The sequence below is a fragment of the Bacillus sp. CFBP9009 genome (genome assembly GCF_036541465.1).
Classification (GTDB): Bacteria; Bacillota; Bacilli; order Bacillales; family DSM-1321; genus Peribacillus.
Genome location: NZ_JAZHFU010000008.1, coordinates 23,901 through 43,010 on the forward strand (window position 1 = coordinate 23,901; position 19,110 = coordinate 43,010).

Sequence of the window (19,110 nt, forward strand, 5' to 3'; positions counted from 1 at the left end):
AAAAAACAGGCTGCGAAATGTATCGCAGCTACTTGTACTCTATATTAAATGGATAAAGGTTCAAGTTCGAAATAACAGTCAACTTTTATTTTTGCACTCTGCCAGAACTTTATCCAGTCTTCTTCTGACATGGGCTTTGAAGCGGGTCCCATCGTCTGTCCGCCAATTTCAAGGGGATCCACTTTCAATTCCTGAAATTTTTTTAGCAGTGAAACGGTGCCCTCTTCCATATAGCCCTCGAGCTCGTCGACTAATTCGTAAATGCTGGCCTGCCTGTCCAGGTCTTTGTTGCCTCGGTATTCATCGATTCTGCCTCTATAATGAATCTTAAATGAAACGGTATGGTCATGTAGATTTACATGTGTCGTAACACGCGAACGGACTTCCCCCAGAGAGACGTCCAATGGTGTAATGATCATGTTATTAAGAAAATGATAGTTGTTTAGAAGCTGAAAAAATTGGTCTTGATTCTTATCAGAACCACCTTTTAACTTTCCATTCCCAAAAAATCCAGTGCCCTCATAGCTAAAATTGTCTTTATCCACCTTAAATACCGGAATGAACGGATCTGAATAAGGAGAATACACTTTTTCCATAAACTCATGAATATTTGTAACTGTAATTTCTCCCTGTTGCCCCTTTTCGTAATGCTTAAACATCCTGTATAGATAGTAATCCAAATCTTCTTGCTGCTCCATACGATTCTTGATAAATGCTTCGAAATCACCTTTTAATACAACGAGATAAAGCCGCGGAGATACATCTGGATCGGTTAATAGCGTGTCAATCAATGATACAATTCCATTTCTGGCAACCTTTTCATCAATAAACAGCATACGGAGCTGCCCGAGCTTAATTTCCCGGTAATATTTTAGATTAAAGCTCCTCCTTCCCTGATCTAATAATGTGACATTGGTGGAAAAAAATTGTTTATCTTCCTTCATGACAGGAGGAACCAATGTAGAGACTTTTAATTTACCTTTTTCTCCTCCCGCTTCAACGGACAAAAAGGTAACAGGCGCAATTTCTTCAACTGTATTGTCATTTGTAAAAGGAGAACAGCCAGTTAAAAGACCTATACTGCTTAATATAAGCATAAATGAAGTGAGTGCCCTCATAGACTGGAACGCCTCCCCTTTATTTTAGTGGCAGCCAGGAGGAGAGATGGAATTAGTAAATAAGTAAAGGCACCAGACCATAATTGCACGTTTGCCCAGCGGCTTAGTTCTTTTCCTTCTCTCCAATAGAACTGCTGAATTAAAAACACACCTGCCAGGACAAGTAAGCACACAGCGTAAAAACCTTTACGTGTAGTTTCTTTATCCTGAGTTCCTGCAGAAATGCGTATGGCACCATATAAACAAAGCAGCAAAACGGATATAAAGAAAACATAGTGAAACATTTGCAGGGAAATCATGATAATTTCCACTCTCTCAAAAACAGGAGACTGAAGGTACCTGATCATATTTACTACCGGAAAACCTATTTTCCCCAGGTAAGTGGTTCCGAAAAAGAACAGACATGCCATGAAAAGCAGCAAATACTCTAAAATAGAAATCGCATTTGCAATCGATAAATATCTCAGCATCTTTTGCTTGGAATTTATCCAAGGCAGCACCAGAATTAAGTATTCCGGTCCTGATAAAGAGGACCAGACCATTAATATGCCTTTCCAGGGTTTATGTGACCAATCTGTTGGGATCAAAGGATATAGATCATGCAGCTCAGCTGCAGGAGGAAAGAAATACGGAATATAAAGCAGGATGATCCAAAAGGTACATAGAAAAGCAATAATGCCAAAGCGCAGTGTTTTTTCCATCCCCTGACTGGCAATATAGGTGCTTATCAGCAAAATAAACAGGATAATCCACGGTCGCTGCATAGCAGGAAAAATAAATTGATGGACGATTTCAGCATACCCCAGAATAATCATACTCATCTTTATAAAAATGAACGCAATCCCGGCAAAGGCTATTATACGAAGCGTCCTCCGGCCTAAAAGATCAACGAATCCATGATACCCCTGCTGCGTATATTTAGAAGACAGGCACTTTGATAAAATAAACAGGTTAATCTGAGATAGGATTCCTACTGCCAGTATCCCTAATAATAAATCCGGCATCTCTAAAAACTTTGGCAAAAATAATATAAAATAAAGCATTTGTGAACGGTTTGCGAATGCAATAATATATCCTTTTCCAAGTTGAGCAGTCTTATCAAATAATATAAAATCCCCCATCTAGTGATCATCTCCTCGGTTATATCTCCATTTAAAGAGAGGATGTAAATGTGCTGGACGCTTTTTCATCCATGGAATAGGAGCCCGAATGAAGAAATCCATCCAATCTCTCCAATAGAAGGGCGCAACCGGGGCAAAATATGGCTGCTTCAAGCTTGTAAGTCCATTAAGGTGTGCGAGCATATAGATCATTCCAAACACAATTCCCGGAATGCCCAGTAACGATGCTAAAATTAAAAATACAAATTGAATGAGTGTGTTAGTCTTACTTAACAGATAATTCGGAACTAAAAAAGACGCAATTGCGGCTACACCCACTAAAACAATTAACACCTTGCTTACAAACCCTGCTTCCACTGCTGCCTGGCCAATAACAATACCACCGATTGTACCCAGAGTTGTGCTTGTTTTTGATGGCATCCTCAAACTGGCTTCTTTAATAATTTCCAGAATCAAAAGCATGAATAGCGCTTCCCAGAAGGGGCTAAATGGCAGTTTACTCCTGGATTCTAATAAAACAAACAGAATCTGCAGCGGAATAACCTGATAGTGATGGGTGGTTAACGCAACGTAAAAAGGGATTAATGTAATAGACGCCAAGTAGCTTACATACCGAAGGCATCGCAGGAAACTGGCAACCATCCATTTGTGGATATAGTCCTCTGATGATTGAAAGAGATGAAAAAAGGTGATAGGAGCAATTAACGCAAACGGTGTATTTGCCACTAGAATGACGATTTTTCCAAGTCCAAGAGAATAGGCGCATTGATCGGGACGATCTGTCTGCTGAAACTGCGGAAAGACCGAATGGATGTGATCCTCCATAAACGCTGCCAGATTCGACTGTTCAATCACCATATCAAAATTTACTTTGGAAATTTTTTTGCGGGCGATATCTACAATATCTGGATTGGCGATTCCCTCTAAATACAGTAATACAACCTTCGCTTTAGTCAGGTACCCGGCAGAAAACTTCTCCGTTTTAAGTTCAGTCACCGGAAGCCTTCTTCGAAGCAAAGTGATATTTTGGTCAATCTGTTCGGTAAAGCTGTCCTTAGGACCGTATAAAATGGTTTCTGTTTCCGATGGTTCAATGCTTCTACCTAATGGATTTTCAAATGGAACAGCCCAACAGCGTCCCTTGCCGTCATCAAGGAGCACATGTCCCAACATCATCAGCTGCTGTGCTTCATCAAGGCTGGTCAGAGCAGCCGCTTTTACTGAGGCAATGCAGGTATGTATCATATCTTCAGAACAATTTTTTAACGGCTGAATGATGGATTCATTTAACCTCTCAACGTCAATCAATGTTCGGATGAAAATAAGAGTTATATTCCGGTCTTTATTAATCCTGTGTTCTATCAATTCTCCATCATCCATATTTGAAATCAGGTCCTTGACAGCAGCTATAGATAAATCATTATTCTTTTGAAAAAGCTGGTTGCCGTCCTTATTTTCATGACGGATTTGATTGCTTTTCTTTTTCCCAAACATATATTTTCTCACCTGAAATCCTTAATAAGTTCTGTAAAAACTCCCGTTCTTTCCAGGATTATTATGCTCATTCCGCCTTTTCTTATCCATTTCCACGTCGAAAAGCCGCCCCTGTCAATGCGGAGACGACCAGTGTCATTCATGCTATTTGTAAAGAATAAAAACTCATTTAAGAAAGAGAGTTAAACCTGGGTTTATGATCTTTCAGGGGAGCCGCAATCTATCCATGAATAAGGCTAGAAGTAGCTGAATAACATCTAAAAGGCCTACTTCTGTGAAGGAAGTAGACCATTATTATTAAAAGGCTGGAGCAGGTAATTCGCCAATTTTCATACGAAGTAAACTATAAGGTTTTTCTCGTAAATCTCTTCCATAATGAAATCTGGCCTGCCGATGTAATTGGTTTACAATGACATATAAGTACCCATCAGGGCCAATTGAAAAAGTATCAGGCCATAGTATTCTTGGATCATGTGCAATGGTTTCCATTGCTCCATTCGGCAATATCTTTCGAATACTGTTATTTTCATAGTCCCCAGCATAAACGATTCCTTTTGCATCGGTGATCATTCCATCAGATGCACCTTTTTCTACCCAATACTCCACATGATAAGGTAAATCCATGTCCGGTATCGTTCTGTCTCTAAGGGCTTCTGTTGAGATCGAGAACAAATGACGACTGGTTAGTGGAGCAAAAAATAATATCTTTCCATCGGGAGAAATCGCAAGACTATCAGACGCCAATCTAAATGGAGAAGTTGAACCGTCTTTGTTTCGATTCATTAAAATTTGACCTTCTACTTTCGGTAAAAAATAGGGATCGGGTGAAGTTGAATTTGCCCCATTTAACCGTCTAAACGCGTTCCCATTTTCTAAATCTACGACGATAATAGCCCCTGGCCCTCTGGAAGAAGAATCCGTTATATATGCAAAGCCTGCTCTTCCAACCCGAAAATCCAAACGTACATCATTCAGATAAGTTGTTGGCAAGACAACATCTTCTGTAAAGGTATATACTCTCCTTATTGTATTCTTGCTTAAATCAACAGCAACTAATTTTGCTCCCCCTTGAATAGGTTCAGAAAAATTTGGTGCCCCTGTATCTAGTACCCAAAGTGTTCCTCTTCCATCAGCAACGATACTTTGGACACTGACGAAAGACATCGTAATATTCCCAGTATTAACTAAATTGGTTTCTACACTGGGATAAGGCTGCAATTCACCCTCAACAATTTCCGCCACAGTAAATTGAACGTCGTCTCCCCATTTCGGAAAGCATACAAAAATACGACCGGTTTCGGAAACGCTGACACCTGTAGGCATAGCCCCATAAAAAGCATGCACCAGTTCAAACTGCCCAAAATATTTTTCCATAGGTAACATAGGTTGCATGATATCCTCCTCATCAAATCCGAACGGATATCACCTATATATGATGAAAATTTTTTGTAGTGCCTGGTTCTCGATAAATTTTTCTATCGTGATGGATGCTGTGGGTTTATTAGTCCAGGAGAAACATGGGAGTTTCGATATAGTGATTCAAACTTCCACTGGCTCTCCAAAGACGGGGAATGAGAGCATCTGAATTTACGTTTGCAGTCAATTTTAGAACTAACATAAAAACTATTATGATTTGCTCCCGTCCAGCAGCCTGATTAGAAAATAAATCTGTCTCATTTAAAGGGGAGTATTTTTAAGTTTAGTGTAACTTTTTCATCCTGAGCATAAGTAAGAATTTTTAGAAGCCTATAAAGTGGGCGGATATTCATTTAATATAGATTATTTAAGAACCTCATTTACTTATGATACGGTTCTGCGAGCTTTATTAGATGCTAAAACATAATCAGAAGAAAACCAGAAGGTAATCTTTTTAATTTCCTTCCGGTTCTCCTCCACCTGTATTTCTTTTATTAAAGAACTAACAAGTAATTTTCTTTCCTCATCGCTAACTATTTCAAACAATTTATTGAAATTTTTTAGGGCAAAAATAATTTCATCCTTATTTATAGAACGTTCATTACTAGTAATTTTACTTTCTGATTTCCTTATATTGCTTTCTAAACTTTCTATCTCTTTCTGTAGATCGTTCATTAACCTGTTGTAAGTGCTACTTTCTAATTCATCTGCAAAATAATCTTTGTCTAGCTTTGCACGTTTATCTAAAGCTTTGTTCAACTGTCTGCGGAAAATCTTCTTATCAGCTATATATGTTTCATTAACCTTCTCATTATCACTGTTAAGCTCTTTTAACAGTTCGCTTAAGATATCATTGTTGTCTATTAGGAATGATATTTCACTCATCACTTTTTGTTCTACAACTTCTTTTTTTATTAAATTTGCTTTGCAAACCGCTTTCCCTTTGCTGTGGTATGCCTGGCACATATAATAAAGGTGGTAGTCATCACTATTTTTCTTCTTTGATTTGCTCATTACTGTGCCAGCACCACACTTTGGACACTTTAATAACCCTGTTAAGAAGAAGTTTCCATTGAAATCCCTATTGGAAGTAAACGATTTTTTTTGGTATTCATTTATCTGCTGAACCTTTTCCCATAATTCTAACTCTATAATTGGCTCATGCACACCATCTACAATTAAGGGTTCAGTTTTTCCCGCCCTTCTCTTTGTATTCCATTCTTGGTGCTTTCTCCATACCATCTTACCTATATAAATGTGATTATTTACAATTCTTTTCGCATTCAATAATAAACATTAATTACACTCTCCTATTACTATCTTTTATTAATCCTAAATGTATGACTACCTTTATACTGACTCTCTAAATAATTTTCTAAATAGTACTTTATATCCTCTGTGTTTTTCTGTATTAAGGTACAGATTCCATCAATCTCATTTTTAAATTCTTCATTTGAGACATTATTTACATTGATACCTCTTATATCTACACAAAAATGACGTCCAACTATTGTAATCACAATTTCCACCTCCTCCATGTTAGGTACATTCAACATATAAGGAAATTAGTTTGTTTTTTAAGTAGCCATAAAAAAAAGAAAAGTTTTTTTGAACTTGTCTTATAACTTATTACATTTTTAACAAATAATGTTAAATGTTTCTTCTAAATAATCATCTATACTACCATCATATTTACTAAGAAAAGCTCGATCTCTAATTCCTTCTCCTATACAAATTAGTTTTGCATTTTGATTAAAATAATTTTTATTGTATTCATTTATCTTGTTTTCAAATTCTTTTATCTCTGCAATTGAAAGGATTATTTGTGTATCTCTAGGTTTGTTTTTGCTAATAAATTCTACAATAGCATCTTTGTTTGACTGTTCAATATCTTCTTTAAAAATTGCATCTAGCATAAAAGGAAAACGATGAATTTCATTAGTTTTTTCTATTACTTTGTTAAATGTAACATAGACAACCCCATTTTTAACTTCGATGATCAAGACCTTTGTATCCGAAACAATACCTTCATTCTTATAACCTGCCGCAGTTTTCGCGATGCTTCCGCTGATGCTTTCAATCAGGACTTCCCCAAACCCGTCAACCGGGATTGATGTCAGAACCCTGCCGACCCTCCCTCTCAGGTCATTATCATGAAATGTCAAACTTTCTTCCGCTGATGAGATGGGAATCAGAACAAATATATTCAGTAAAGTGACGATAATAAAAGAAATGATCAGGGAAATGCCGGCACTCAATCCAGCATTAAGTCCTGAAAGCGATTCAAGCAAAAACCCACTCGCAAAAAACACGGTGAAAAAGCTAAAAATGAGACTTGGATTAAATATATCCGGTAATTCAACTGTTTCTAATGGAACTCCAAATAACTCCATCTCTTTCATCCTTTTAATTCAATTTTTCAAAGCCGCTTACTACTTTAAGGACCAAGGATAAGCGTTTTACCAACAATGATAATACATGGTTATAATCCCCTCCATTTACTTTTATTACCATTCATACTAATGACGCATTCAAAAAGTTTCATTTATTTTAAAAGACCATTATTGAAAAAAATTCATAATATCATTGACAGTGTTTACTTAACATATTAAAATTCTTTATATGTTAACTCGTTACATAACTAGGTTTACATTAGGAGGAAGCACGATGAAGGAACGTCATGAGAAGTTAAGAATGATGATGGTTACAGCTTTATTTGCAGCACTTATAGGAATACTTGCCCAAATTACAATTCCACTGCCCATAGTACCGATTACAGGACAGACTCTAGCTGTTGGTTTGGCAGCTACGATACTGGGTTCACGTTATGGAACCTCTTCCGTTTTATTATACTTGTTCATAGGAGCAGCGGGAGTACCAGTATTCGCTGAAATGTCAGGAGGGCTAGCTAAGATATTCGGTCCGACTGGCGGTTATTTATTATCCTATATCCCGACAGTGTATATAACGGGGTTGATATTGGAAAAAACGCGTTTCTCAGTTGCGATGGCTTTCCTTGCAAATACAATCGGGATGATAGTTACTTTGGTCATCGGTACGGTTTGGTTAAAATATATGAGTTCATTATCTTGGCCAGTGGCATTTGCCAGCGGTTTTGCTCCATTTATAATCGTAGGCGTTTTAAAGGCATTCCTTGCATCTTGGCTTGGCATTACAATCCGTTCAAGGTTAGCGTCGGCTAATATGCTGCCAAAAAAAAATGCACCACTTTCCCAATGATGGGTAAACGAAAGAGAGGGTACCGCTAGTGGTACCCTCTCTTTCATATATATTCAAATTCCGGAACACTGCATAAAAAAAAGACTCTTAAAAAGAATCTTTTTTACAAGTATTTATTGCGGTCCTATCCCCATAAGTCCGAATATGAATAGCAAATGTATATTATCCCCTTTGCTAACCGTAATCATTTTACTATAGTAACAGTAATTTGACAACTATTGAGGACACAATGAACATGCTACCATTTTATTACATAAGGAAGAATACAGTAACGGATTTGGTTACTTATTATTCACTTGATATTCTTTTTTCGTACCATCATCGAAAACGACCTCTAGATCGAATTCTTGATAGTCATCTTTTAAATTAAAAGCTTTTGTCACTTCTTGAATGACTTCCTCATCTGATGAATCTTTGGTGAATGTCAATTTTTCTAAAATCGGGGTCAATTCTTTCATTGCTTCATCACCGTGAACTTCATGTTTGTTAAGTTTGTCCTCGATCGAAGCTTCTGTTTGAGCTCCCATGGTATCATATTCAGCTTCGTATTCGTTATCATTGCCTGTATAATCCACTTCTAATTGAAAATCCTTATAAGTGAAAGGCAGTTTTTCATTATTATCCGTTCCTGTTTCAGGATTATTTTCCGCTTGGTTTTCATTTTCCTGAACCGGCGGGTTTTTCACTTCATCGTTTTCTTCGCCGCATCCAGCCAAAACAAGCATAGACGCAAACGGGACCGATAATATTTTGATTGATCTTCTCATTAGTTTTTTCCTCCTTTAGTTTGGATACGTTATTTATTTCCTAATAGGGGGCATTTAAAACCTCAAGAATCTCTCAGATACATCATATCAACCAAGTGATCATAGTGGAAGGATATAAAACAATACCGCAAAAAAGTGTGTGACAGACCCCCCAAGCACGAATACATGCCAAACCGCGTGATGAAACGGAAAACCGCGCCAAACATAAAAGATGGCTCCAAACGTATAAAGCAATCCCCCTGCAATCAATAACTGGATACCAGCTGAAGGCATCGTTGCTGTAAGTGGTCCCCAAACGATAACGATCATCCACCCCATTGCAATATAGAGAATCGTCGAAAGGAAGAGGAATCTTTTCACATAGAAAGCTTTGAAGACGACGCCAATGATTGCAACTCCCCAAATTATACCTAGCAGTGTCCACCCGAGTGACCCTTGGATCACAAGAAGCATGATGGGCGTGTATGTCCCAGCAATGAATATATAAATGGCTGAATGATCAAAGATTTCAAATATATCCTTCGTTTTCCCCTCTGGAAAACTATGCACTAAAGTGGAAGAAACATATAAAAGAAGCATGGAAACACCATAAATGACTGAAATGACTACATGCCAAGGCGATCCTGTTTGGGCTGAGAATATGATTAAAAACACAAGTGCGGCAATACTTAACAAAACGCCGATACCGTGGGTTATCGCATTGACCACTTCTTCTTTTTTTGTATAAACATGTGTATTAGCCATGTTACAGCTCCTTAATTCCGGCTTAATTTTTTTGTATTCACCTAAAGTATACACCAGATCTTCCAAGCAATATAGAAAAGTGAATATTAACTTGATTAATACCCACTAATTAGATTATCATCTAATTAGATGATAATCTAATTAAAAAAGGGGGATAAAAGTGCAATTAGAAAAATTGGTCGCTTTCCACAAAACGATTGGTGATGTAACCAGGATTAGGATTATATCCATCCTGGCAAATGGCCCAAAACACGGACAGGCACTTGCAGGAATATTAAAATTGACGGCCCCGACCATTTCACACCATTTAACGAAATTGAAAAACATTAATTTAGTGAAGGATCGCAGGGAAAAAAATACGGTATATTATTTTTTGAATGAAGATGTACTGAAGCATTATTCGTCAGCATTACCTAAAATGGTTTCAACTAAGGGGGACTCTAATAAAATGGATAATCAAAAGCTGAATTTAGAACACAAAAAGATCCTTGAAAACTTCTTTACGCCAGATGGCCGACTAAAAACAATACCAGCACAAAGGAAAAAGAAAATGATCATCCTTCATCATATTGGCAGCCTTCTGGAAAAGGGACGTAAATATCCAGAAAAAGAACTGAATGAATTCATACAGTCATTCCATGATGATTATGCAACGATAAGGCGTGAACTCATTATCGGAAGCATCATGTACCGTGAAAACAGCATTTATGAACTGAATCCCCGCGAGATGTGGGCTGACATCGTTTAACGGAAGGATTCTAAAATAAAAACCGGCCTCCCATTTGGAAAGCCGGTTCTTGAGATGCAGTTTATATGGCAAAATGGTGACCGCCGATGATTTTGATTACCTCTAATTGTTTCATCCATTCGCTGTCCGAAATGCTAGGATTCCAAAAATACAATGCATCATTTGTGTAGCCATGAATCGCCAATGCTTCATTGACAGCTCTCTTGGCATCATCTCCTGCTGCTTTGTTTATACTGCCATCAGCAACGGGAGAGAATTGGTTTTTTTGATAGATGACTTCCCGTACCGTATCAGGGAATTCATTGCTATCAAGGCGATTCAAAACAACTCCTGCCACCTCGACCTTCCCTCTGTATGGTTCCCCTTTGGCTTCTGCATGCACAAGCCTTGCTAATAATTCTTTATCTTTATTATTCATTACATGTGGAATAATCAATGTTTTACCAGGTTCGGCAACATTATTTACGTTATGATTGACTTCTTTTAACTTACCGATTGGAACACCGTGCTGCTTTGCAATATCCCATATCGATTCACCTTGTTTAATGACATGTTTGGTTGCCCCATCAGAAGCTTTACTGGTCGTTCCCTTAGGGAAAGCTATCCCAAGTACGATGACACTTAGAGTCATTATCACGGTTATTAATACTGATAATTTCATCTTGTAACCTCCTCGTTAAGCATCTTCCTAGGATAACAGACCATATGGGAGAAAACAGTGCTAAATTTTTTCCAAGGAAATGAAGGAAAAATTTTCACGGTTCAATTTACCTACGAAATTATAATGATTCCCACTCTTCCCGCAGCATTCCCATTCTGATTGAATCATAATAATAACCATCATGATAGCGGCATTTTCTCATTCTTCCCTCTACTTGCATGCCTACCTTTTTTCCAACTGCGATCATACGTTCATTACCTGACCATGTCGTCAGCCCAACGCGCTCAATCTCCATTTTTTCGAATAAATAGCCTATGAACAACATTAACGCTTCTGTTCCGTAACCGCCGTTCCAATACTTGGGCTCAAAAATCGTAATTCCGATTTCAAGCCAGCGTGAAGGTTCATGTTCCCAGTAATATACAACAGATCCTATTATTTGAGCGTTTTTTTCCATCAATAGCTCGGAGTAAGCCCCCATTTTCTCATCATAGGTTTTATGCTTCAGTTCTTTATCGATATACGTATGGAAATCAATGAGTTCAAGAGGAAGATAAGGTGCATCCCACTTTTTCCATTCTGGATCGGCTTCGCCATATTTCAGGCTCCATAAACGTTTTAAATCGGCTTGTTTAACATTCCTCAATATGACTTTGCTTCCTTCAATCCAAACATCGTCCAATCCGCTTCCTCCCACTTCATCCATGCTGTACCTTCCATTTTACCGGTCGACACATAATTTAATAAAATATTGCCTTTCTCTGGGTCCATCGAATTCACAAAAATATACACCTTGCCAGGTACCAAGGACTAAGCTCCCTTTATGGATGATCACCTGTTGTGAAGAACCAACCGTACTTGATTTCAAATGGGCAGCCGTGTTTCCTTCCATATGTAAATCCAATGTATGGTTCCATGGGTATTGCTCATCCAGTCTTCTTAGCATATCCTTTTTGACATCGGGATCAGCATTTTCATTAATCGTGATTCCTGCTGTCGTATGTGGACAATATATAAGTGCTATCCCCTCTTGAATCCCATTTTCATTAATGAAGGTCTGTACTTCTGTCGTAACATCAATCATATCATCCCTTTTCGTCGTTTTTAAGGTGTTTTTCTTCAGCATGTACGTTCACTCCTTTTGTCATTTTAATACTCCTTTACCCATAAACATTACATTCATGCTTTAATAAACCAGTCGATATTAAGATTAGCAAACCTTATTATAATTATTTTGTTTTAATATTAAATCTATAAGGGATGAGGGGGGGATTTTAAGTCAACATTTTCAATTAGCCACTCCTGCATATAAAGTGGACCGATTGAGGAAGTATTTCCACGGAAATTCTATTTAAAAGAGAAACCTGCAGATTTAAAATGCTAAGGGGGAGAATGGTTTTAATCCGGATCGATCAATTGAGGACTGCCCGAAAAATCCCATCCAGCTCTTGTAGTTGAAAATCAGATAGGCTATAGGCTTCTAGCCACATTTAATAATTAATCATATATCTTTTAAAGTGACGCAAGGTTTCCTGAAGCGAACCGCATTTTTGTATCACCCTTTCGGCAACGGATTGAAGTTTTGGATTGGATATAAGAAAAGCGGAACCGCTGTAAATCGATGCGCTTTCAGACTGAAGACAAACTCGATGAATCAACTAAAATGAATTTTATCCTCTTGTGTAAGTTGCCGATATATCATTAGTTCTCACCTAATTCTAACTCCTTTATGATCATGCCATCCTTGGTTAATCGGAATAGACCGAACATTACTGGATTAGCTTGCACCAACCCTTCACGCACTAACTCTTTAAGAGTCTGATTTACACAGGATAGATTTCCCCATTCTTTCGGAAGACGGCCAGCAATTTGAATCGGTGTCTGCCAATCAGTGGTTAATGATAGCAACAAGTTTCGGTGTTTTGGGGTCAAGTCCATACTTACTTCCTCCCAGTTTTTAGGTCACCATTATTAATTGTACGTTCTTAATGACTGAAAAGTTTCGTTAATCGGTAATAACAGCTATCTACAATGATTTTTCTTATAGATAAATTATCACTTCAATATTGTAAAACCCCAATTAGCCAAAGCTCGATCGGCACTAAATTGACATCGGACAATACGCTCTGCAAAGATCTTGAATGGCTTTTTCTTCGTATGGAAAAAGCAAAGGATTCGATCGTTGCCGCTTTAAATCAGACTGTACAGAACGTGTTAAAGGACTCTAGACTTTACCACATCCAGAATGGAAATAATTATCACAGCCATTTAAAAGGATGGGTGCAATGATTCAATGGTGTAGCAACAAAAAACATCGATATTTATTAGAGTTGGTTTTAATTTTTAGATATAGTGAGCCATCTATCCTAAGGAAACACGTGCCATCAAGGACACATTCAAGAAGAAATAAATCAAGATCGTAAAAACAGTGTAAAGAAGCCCTTTCCACCAGATAAGTTTATCAAGAAAGAAAACAAGGAGATTAAAGAAAGTTCAACTGATCCTGAGAGTAGCTACTATGTGCAAGAGAACAAAACAGTTTGCCTATTCGTTTCATGCGGCAGCAGAAAATACGCATGATAGTCATCATAGATCCTCTATTTATAACTGCTTCCATCCAATAAAATTCAAAAAGGTTCCGGAATGATGCCATTCCGAAACCTTTTTGTCTACAAACTGAGTGCGGATCCAATGTACGTGGACCCGCTTTCTTTCAGTTTTTTTATATCCGTTTCTTTTTCCAGAATCCCAATATTAAAGCGGTAATGAGGGCTCCTATTAAAATCGCCAGCAAATAGCGGAAAGGATGGTTGACTAGAGGGATGACAAATATTCCCCCATGTGGCGCTGGCAAGGTTACACTAAAAGCCATTGACAGGGCTCCTGCCGTCGCTGCCCCAACAACACTGCTGACGATAACGCGCAATGGATCCGCCGCCGCAAAAGGAATGGCACCCTCTGTGATGAATGAAGCACCCATGAAGTAATTAGTGAAACCGGACTTCCTTTCCATTTCACTGAATTTACTTTTAAAGAATGTAGTTGCAAATGCGATTCCTAGAGGAGGAACCATTCCACCAGCCATTACTGCAGCATGCGGTCCGAAACTTGATGCCTCAATGGCTGCAATCCCAAAAGTGAATGCTGCTTTATTTAAAGGGCCACCCATATCCACAGCCATCATACCCCCAAGAATCAGGCCTAGGAATATGGCGTTCGTTCCGGATAAGCCCTGCAGCCAATTGGTCAGGCCCGTGTTAATTGCTGTTACTGGTTCATTTATAAGAAATATCATGATAAACCCTGTAATTAACATTCCGAATACAGGATATAGTAAAACGGGTTTAATGCCATCGAGTGTTTGCGGTAACTTGGAAAACAATTTTCTTAAAAGTAAGACGACATAACCTGCAAGGAAACCGGCGATCAGTCCGCCAAGAAAACCGGCATTAGCCTGTGCTGCCAATAATCCCCCTACCATACCAGGAGCAAAACCTGGACGGTCGGCAATACTTGAAGCAATGAATCCAGCCAGGACGGGGATAAGTAAGAAGAAGGCACCATTTCCCCCGCCAATATCACTTAATGCTTTGGCAATGGGATTATACTCCGGATTTGCCGGATCGGCTGCCTCGATCCCGAAAAAGAAAGAAAGCGCAATCAGGATTCCGCCCCCGACGACAAATGGAAGCATATTACTTACGCCATTCATTAAGTGCTTGTAGATCCCCAATCCTCCTTTAGCTGAATCACCTTCATCACTTTTATCATTTCCAGTTCCTTTGTAAACAGGTGCATCCTGATTCACGGCTCTGGTTAACAGCTCCTCAGTCTTCCGGATTCCATGGGCAACAGGAACAATAATGACATGTTTTCCATTAAATCGATCCATTTCCACCTGCTTATCCGCTGCGACGATAATTGCATCCGCCTCATCAATCTCTGCGGCGGTTAAACCATTTTTGATTCCTGTGGAACCATTTGTTTCCACTTTGAAATCGATTCCCATTTCCTTCGCTTTGGCCTTTAACGCATCGGCAGCCATATAAGTATGGGCAATTCCTGTTGGACAAGCTGTAACGGCAAGGATTTTACCTCCTTTATTGTTATCACTGGCACCATTACTTGTTTTCTCCTCTTCACTTTCTTCTTCATAAGCCTCCATTTCTTTTTGATTGATTATCTCCAACACTTCCTCACCGGAAGAAGCAGAAATCAAGCGGCCTCTGAATTTATCATCCATCAGTAACGAAGAAAGCCGGGAGAGGGTTTCCAAGTGATCTGCATTCGCTCCTTCACTTGCTGCAATCATAAAGAACAAATGAGCTGGCTGCCCATCAAGCGATTCATAATCCACACCACTGACCGATTTGCCGAAACAGATGGCTGGTATTCTTACAGCATTTGTTTTTGCGTGTGGTATGGCTATCCCCTCACCAATCCCTGTTGTGCTTTGCTCTTCACGTTTTAAGATGGCAGCTTTGAAACCCTCCACATCGTTTAGCCTGTCTGCCTCGGCTAACTTTCCTGATAGTTCATCAATGACTGCTTGCTTTGTAACACTTTGCAAATCTATTATGATTGTATCCAATTTTAACAAGTCTGTAATTTTCATAGAGTCAGCCTCCTGTTAGTTGATTGATGGCAATTTGCGATAATAACTCTTCAATTTTATCCAGTGTACCGAGATCGGATGAAAAGGCTGTAGCACTTCCTGCGGCAAGACTGAAGCGGAAAGCGGATAAAATATCCCCTGTCCTTTCATATGTCCCGATGAAACCTGCGACCATGGAATCACCGGCACCCACTGAGTTGATGACGTTCCCTTTTGGAACATTTGCGGAATATGACTCTCCACCGGTGCAAAGCACGGCCCCCTGTCCCGCCATTGAAACAATAACATTTTGTGCTCCTGCTTCAACCAATTTAGCGCCATATTCTCTAGCATCATCAACCGTTCTTATTTCGGTGGAAAAAAGCTCACCCAGTTCATGGTGATTGGGCTTTATTAAAAATGGCCGGTGTGGAAGGACATTCAGTAATCCCTTGCCACTCGTATCCACCACCACTTTAATGCCGTTATCGGAACATGACCTTGCCATGGCTTCGTATACATCCGATGGAACGCTTGGAGGGATGCTTCCTGACAAAATGAGGATATCATTATTATTCAACTGTTCAATCTGACTAAATAATTGTTGATAATTCCCTTTTGAAATGACTGGCCCTTGGCTATTAATTTCGGTCTCCAGCCCTGTCTTCAATTTGATGTTTATTCTTGTATCTCCAGCTATCTCTGTAAAGTCCGTGAAAATCTCTTCCTGTCTTAAAAACCTTTTTACAAATTCACCTGTTTGTCCACCGATGAATCCTAACGCTGTCGTACTATTGCCCAGCCTTTTAAGCACTCGGGAAACATTGATCCCTTTCCCTCCAGGGAATTTTGCATCATAACTGGTTCGATTCACCTTGCCCATTTGAAAACTTTCCACCTCGACAAGGTAATCGATGGATGGGTTGAGTGTCACTGTATAAATCATTAAATGGTCACGACCTTTACCTTTGGATTTTTATCGAGTTGAGCAACAGCCTCTTCATCATTGCTGTCAGTAAGGATTATGGCATCGCTTACATCTGCCACCTTAGCGAAAGTGGCTTCATTCAGTTTTGAACTGTCAGCAAGCACATAGGTTTCGTTAGAGAGGCGTAATGCCATCTTCTTCAGTAGAGCTTCTTCCGGGTCGGGTGTTGTGAAACCCAGATCTTGATGGATGCCATTCATTCCCAAGAAACATTTATCAAAACGGTATTCATTCAAAAACTGTACAGCATTACTTCCTATAACCGCATTTGTCGAAAATTTAATCGTTCCACCAACTAACACTGTTTTGATTTCCAATTCGATGAGTTTTGGAATATGCATAAGACCATTTGTCAGCACCGTTATATTTTTATCCTTTAAATAAGGAATCATTTCCGCAGTTGTCGTGCCTGCATCAAGATATATACAATCATTTTTCTCTATGAATGAAGCCGCCAGCTTTGCTATAAGTTGTTTTTCAGCTCTTGCTTTGTTTTGCTTTTCCATAGTTGTTGGCTCAAGGCCTTTTCTTTGAAGTAAAGAGGCCCCGCCATGCACGCGCTTCAAGAGCTTCATTTCTTCGAGTTGCACTAAATCTCTCCGAATGGTCGACTCCGAGGCTTGTAGCTGATCTACAAGCTCCTGCAGCTTTACCGTTCCATGTTCTTTAAGGATCGATAAGATGAACTGGTGCCTTTCAGTTGTCAACAATTCGCCCACCTCACTTTAATATCATCATCATATATGAAAACGAAGGAATAATCAATCACAAACATTTAAAAATAATCAAATTCATTCAAAAATACCTTCAAAAACATTCAACTACTATTGAGATAACCTTTCATGAACCCCATTATCTCTTTTTCTATGAAAATATCCTTTCAGTTCTTCACACAAAAAACCCCCATGTCATGATGACAGGGGGTGTTCTTATTATTTTATTAGCCTTGAAGTAAAAGTTGTTCTGGATCTTCCAGCATATCTTTGATAGCCACTAAGAAACCAACAGCTTCTTTTCCATCTACGATACGGTGATCATAAGATAATGCAAGGTACATCATTGGTCTGTTTTCGATTTGATCTCCAACAGCGATTGGACGAGTCTTGATTGTATGCATGCCCAAGATCCCAACTTGAGGGGCATTCAAGATTGGTGTTGATAATAGGGAACCGAAAGTCCCTCCATTTGTGATGGTAAATGTACCACCTGATAAATCTGAAAGTCCCAGTTTGTTGTTACGCGCTTTAACAGCTAAATCCGAAATGTTCTTCTCGATTTCAGCAAAGCTTTTGCGGTCAGCATCCCTTACTACCGGAACAACAAGACCTTCATCAGTGGATACAGCTACACCGATATCATAAAAGTTCTTTTTCAGGATATGGTCGCCTTGGATTTCAGCATTCAATAACGGATATTTTTTCAATGCGCCAATGACCGCTTTAGTGAAGAATGACATGAAACCAAGTTTAACGTCATTTGTTTTCACGAAAGAATCCTTATGGCGGTTACGCAATTCCATGACTGCAGAAAGATCGACTTCGTTAAAAGTAGTAAGCATGGCTGCTTCGGATTGTACTTGAACTAGACGTTTGGCAATGGTTTGACGACGGCGTGTCATCTTAACCACTTCAATGCGGTCATCATTCACTTCAACAGGAGCGGCTGCTTGTTTAGCTGCAGGAGCTTGTTTTGGAGCAGCCGCAGGTGCTGCAGGAGCTGCAGGAGCATTACTTGCTGCTTCCACGTCTTGAACACGTACACGACCTAGTGGGTCGGCTACAGGCACTTGAGTCAAGTCAATTCCTTTTTCACGAGCCAATTTCCTTGCAGCTGGTGAAGCAATAACTTGTTGAGTGGATGATGCTTCTTTCGCTTCTGCTTTAGGAGCCTCTTTAGCAGGAGCCGCTTGTTCAGCCTTAGCTGGTTCTGCTTTAGCTTCTTCAACCTTAGGAGCTTCCGCTTTTGGACCGGCTGCAGCTGATCCATTTTCATCAACGATGGCGATAGCCTGTCCAACTTGGACAGTATCGCCTTCTTCCGCTAAATGTTCAGAAAGTGTACCAGTATAATCTGAAATGATTTCCACGTTCACTTTATCCGTTTCAAGTTCAAGGACATATTCTCCTTTTTCAACGTGATCACCAGGTTGTTTTAACCATTGCGCAATAGATCCTTCAGAAATTGATTCTGCTAATTCAGGTACTTTTACTTCAGCCATT

At 39.2% G+C, this 19,110-nt stretch carries 18 protein-coding genes and 3 pseudogenes; 4 read left to right on the forward strand and 17 right to left on the reverse strand.

Annotated features, from left to right (window positions below; all coding sequences use genetic code 11):
- Window positions 1-44: 44 nt before the first annotated feature.
- The 7 genes and pseudogenes from V3595_RS18365 to V3595_RS18395 all read right to left on the reverse strand — a co-directional run.
- Entirely contained in the window at window positions 45-1,118 is a 1,074-nt protein-coding gene (locus tag V3595_RS18365; RefSeq protein ID WP_485908684.1) for a Ger(x)C family spore germination protein, read from the reverse strand.
- Entirely contained in the window at window positions 1,115-2,239 is a 1,125-nt protein-coding gene (locus tag V3595_RS18370) for a GerAB/ArcD/ProY family transporter (RefSeq protein WP_485908685.1), read from the reverse strand. Before V3595_RS18370 ends, V3595_RS18365 begins: the two co-directional genes overlap by 4 nt.
- Window positions 2,240-3,733 (reverse strand): spore germination protein, encoded by a 1,494-nt coding sequence (locus V3595_RS18375; protein WP_485908686.1) that lies wholly within the window; start codon window positions 3,731-3,733, stop codon window positions 2,240-2,242.
- Window positions 3,734-4,030: 297 nt separating this feature from the next.
- On the reverse strand, window positions 4,031-5,125 hold the full coding sequence (locus tag V3595_RS18380; protein WP_485908687.1) for an L-dopachrome tautomerase-related protein: 1,095 nt from the start codon (window positions 5,123-5,125) through the stop codon (window positions 4,031-4,033).
- Window positions 5,126-5,533: 408 nt separating this feature from the next.
- On the reverse strand, window positions 5,534-6,436 hold the full coding sequence (locus V3595_RS18385; RefSeq protein ID WP_485908688.1) for a recombinase zinc beta ribbon domain-containing protein: 903 nt from the start codon (window positions 6,434-6,436) through the stop codon (window positions 5,534-5,536).
- Window positions 6,437-6,465: 29 nt separating this feature from the next.
- The gene (locus V3595_RS18390; RefSeq protein WP_485908689.1) at window positions 6,466-6,669 is read right to left on the reverse strand and encodes a hypothetical protein; all 204 of its coding nucleotides are present in this window, start codon (window positions 6,667-6,669) and stop codon (window positions 6,466-6,468) included.
- A gap of 444 nt (window positions 6,670-7,113) precedes the next feature.
- Window positions 7,114-7,542, reverse strand: a pseudogene (locus V3595_RS18395) (NfeD family membrane protein); the annotation flags it as partial.
- 274 nt (window positions 7,543-7,816) lie between these two features.
- On the opposite strand from V3595_RS18395, the gene V3595_RS18400 reads away from it, so the two are divergent.
- On the forward strand, window positions 7,817-8,389 hold the full coding sequence (locus V3595_RS18400; RefSeq protein ID WP_230175713.1) for a biotin transporter BioY: 573 nt from the start codon (window positions 7,817-7,819) through the stop codon (window positions 8,387-8,389).
- Between the two features lie 281 nt (window positions 8,390-8,670).
- Here the strand turns inward: V3595_RS18400 and V3595_RS18405 are convergent, their stop codons facing one another.
- Window positions 8,671-9,156, reverse strand: a complete 486-nt coding sequence (locus V3595_RS18405; protein ID WP_485908690.1) for a YusW family protein — start codon at window positions 9,154-9,156, stop codon at window positions 8,671-8,673.
- Window positions 9,157-9,255: 99 nt separating this feature from the next.
- Entirely contained in the window at window positions 9,256-9,900 is a 645-nt protein-coding gene (gene trhA, locus V3595_RS18410) for a PAQR family membrane homeostasis protein TrhA (protein WP_101225198.1), read from the reverse strand.
- A gap of 160 nt (window positions 9,901-10,060) precedes the next feature.
- Between trhA and V3595_RS18415 the strand changes: the two genes are divergently transcribed.
- Window positions 10,061-10,648 (forward strand): DUF2087 domain-containing protein, encoded by a 588-nt coding sequence (locus V3595_RS18415; RefSeq protein WP_485908691.1) that lies wholly within the window; start codon window positions 10,061-10,063, stop codon window positions 10,646-10,648.
- A gap of 61 nt (window positions 10,649-10,709) precedes the next feature.
- On the opposite strand, the gene V3595_RS18420 is transcribed toward V3595_RS18415, so the two are convergent.
- From V3595_RS18420 to V3595_RS18435, 4 genes are all read right to left on the reverse strand, one after another.
- Window positions 10,710-11,309 (reverse strand): cell wall hydrolase, encoded by a 600-nt coding sequence (locus tag V3595_RS18420; RefSeq protein WP_485908692.1) that lies wholly within the window; start codon window positions 11,307-11,309, stop codon window positions 10,710-10,712.
- Between the two features lie 118 nt (window positions 11,310-11,427).
- On the reverse strand, window positions 11,428-11,991 hold the full coding sequence (locus V3595_RS18425; protein ID WP_485908788.1) for a GNAT family N-acetyltransferase: 564 nt from the start codon (window positions 11,989-11,991) through the stop codon (window positions 11,428-11,430).
- A 39-nt stretch (window positions 11,992-12,030) separates the two neighbouring features.
- Window positions 12,031-12,435, reverse strand: a complete 405-nt coding sequence (locus V3595_RS18430; RefSeq protein WP_485908693.1) for a secondary thiamine-phosphate synthase enzyme YjbQ — start codon at window positions 12,433-12,435, stop codon at window positions 12,031-12,033.
- Between the two features lie 575 nt (window positions 12,436-13,010).
- The gene (locus tag V3595_RS18435; protein WP_485908694.1) at window positions 13,011-13,247 is read right to left on the reverse strand and encodes a hypothetical protein; all 237 of its coding nucleotides are present in this window, start codon (window positions 13,245-13,247) and stop codon (window positions 13,011-13,013) included.
- Between the two features lie 127 nt (window positions 13,248-13,374).
- Between V3595_RS18435 and V3595_RS18440 the strand changes: the two are divergent.
- Window positions 13,375-13,634: pseudogene (locus V3595_RS18440) on the forward strand (IS1595 family transposase); the annotation flags it as partial.
- A gap of 43 nt (window positions 13,635-13,677) precedes the next feature.
- Window positions 13,678-13,896: pseudogene (locus V3595_RS18445) on the forward strand (IS5/IS1182 family transposase); the annotation flags it as partial.
- A gap of 135 nt (window positions 13,897-14,031) precedes the next feature.
- On the opposite strand, the gene V3595_RS18450 reads toward V3595_RS18445, so the two are convergent.
- The 4 genes from V3595_RS18450 to odhB form a co-directional block, all read right to left on the reverse strand.
- Complete coding sequence (locus V3595_RS18450) at window positions 14,032-15,924, reverse strand: PTS fructose transporter subunit IIABC (protein ID WP_485908695.1); 1,893 nt, start codon at window positions 15,922-15,924, stop codon at window positions 14,032-14,034.
- A gap of 4 nt (window positions 15,925-15,928) precedes the next feature.
- Window positions 15,929-16,849 carry a 1-phosphofructokinase gene (gene pfkB, locus V3595_RS18455; protein ID WP_485908696.1) on the reverse strand — a complete coding sequence of 307 codons (921 nt, stop codon included), beginning with the start codon at window positions 16,847-16,849 and terminating at the stop codon, window positions 15,929-15,931.
- The gene (locus V3595_RS18460) at window positions 16,849-17,601 is read right to left on the reverse strand and encodes a DeoR/GlpR family DNA-binding transcription regulator (protein ID WP_137017728.1); all 753 of its coding nucleotides are present in this window, start codon (window positions 17,599-17,601) and stop codon (window positions 16,849-16,851) included. The genes pfkB and V3595_RS18460 overlap by 1 nt, the downstream gene beginning before the upstream one ends.
- 230 nt (window positions 17,602-17,831) lie before the next feature.
- A complete protein-coding gene (odhB, locus tag V3595_RS18465; protein WP_485908697.1) occupies window positions 17,832-19,109 on the reverse strand; it encodes a 2-oxoglutarate dehydrogenase complex dihydrolipoyllysine-residue succinyltransferase in 1,278 nt (425 codons plus the stop codon).
- Between the last annotated feature and the right edge of the window lies 1 nt (window position 19,110).

Coding starts and splice junctions, on each gene's coding strand:
- V3595_RS18435 (WP_485908694.1), bottom strand. CDS start 13,247: ATGGACTTGACCCCAAAACACCGAAACTTGTTGCTATCATTAACCACT.
- V3595_RS18405 (WP_485908690.1), bottom strand. CDS start 9,156: ATGAGAAGATCAATCAAAATATTATCGGTCCCGTTTGCGTCTATGCTT.
- V3595_RS18430 (WP_485908693.1), bottom strand. CDS start 12,435: ATGCTGAAGAAAAACACCTTAAAAACGACGAAAAGGGATGATATGATT.
- trhA (WP_101225198.1), bottom strand. CDS start 9,900: ATGGCTAATACACATGTTTATACAAAAAAAGAAGAAGTGGTCAATGCG.
- V3595_RS18450 (WP_485908695.1), bottom strand. CDS start 15,924: ATGAAAATTACAGACTTGTTAAAATTGGATACAATCATAATAGATTTG.
- odhB (WP_485908697.1), bottom strand. CDS start 19,109: ATGGCTGAAGTAAAAGTACCTGAATTAGCAGAATCAATTTCTGAAGGA.
- V3595_RS18380 (WP_485908687.1), bottom strand. CDS start 5,125: ATGCAACCTATGTTACCTATGGAAAAATATTTTGGGCAGTTTGAACTG.
- V3595_RS18365 (WP_485908684.1), bottom strand. CDS start 1,118: ATGAGGGCACTCACTTCATTTATGCTTATATTAAGCAGTATAGGTCTT.
- V3595_RS18420 (WP_485908692.1), bottom strand. CDS start 11,309: ATGAAATTATCAGTATTAATAACCGTGATAATGACTCTAAGTGTCATC.
- pfkB (WP_485908696.1), bottom strand. CDS start 16,849: ATGATTTATACAGTGACACTCAACCCATCCATCGATTACCTTGTCGAG.
- V3595_RS18370 (WP_485908685.1), bottom strand. CDS start 2,239: ATGGGGGATTTTATATTATTTGATAAGACTGCTCAACTTGGAAAAGGA.
- V3595_RS18400 (WP_230175713.1), top strand. CDS start 7,817: ATGAAGGAACGTCATGAGAAGTTAAGAATGATGATGGTTACAGCTTTA.
- V3595_RS18375 (WP_485908686.1), bottom strand. CDS start 3,733: ATGTTTGGGAAAAAGAAAAGCAATCAAATCCGTCATGAAAATAAGGAC.